We start from the raw sequence: 285 nt of genomic DNA, 5'->3' as shown, positions 1-285 counted from the left end.
ACGTTCCTGATCGCGGTGCCCACCGGTGTGAAGTTCTTCAACTGGATCGGCACCATGTGGAAGGGCTCGCTCAGCTTCGAGACCCCGATGCTGTGGACGCTGGGCTTCCTGATCACCTTCACCTTCGGTGGTCTGACCGGTGTCATCCTGGCCTCGCCGCCGCTGGACTTCCACGTCTCGGACAGCTACTTCGTGGTGGCGCACTTCCACTACGTGGTGTTCGGCACGGTCGTCTTCGCGATGTTCGCCGGCTTCCACTTCTGGTGGCCGAAGTTCACCGGCAAG

At 61.8% G+C, this 285-nt stretch carries 1 protein-coding gene; it reads left to right on the top strand.

Translation table 11 applies throughout. From position 1 onward, the window contains the following. A partial coding sequence (locus ADK41_RS12880) for a cbb3-type cytochrome c oxidase subunit I (protein WP_209438644.1) occupies window positions 1-285 on the top strand: 285 nt, incomplete at both ends.

Source organism: Streptomyces caelestis (genome assembly GCF_001279005.1).
In the GTDB taxonomy this organism is placed as follows: domain Bacteria; phylum Actinomycetota; class Actinomycetes; order Streptomycetales; family Streptomycetaceae; genus Streptomyces; species Streptomyces heliomycini.
Note: the sequence above shows the minus strand (reverse complement) of the source record. Positions and strands in the feature narration are given on the sequence as shown.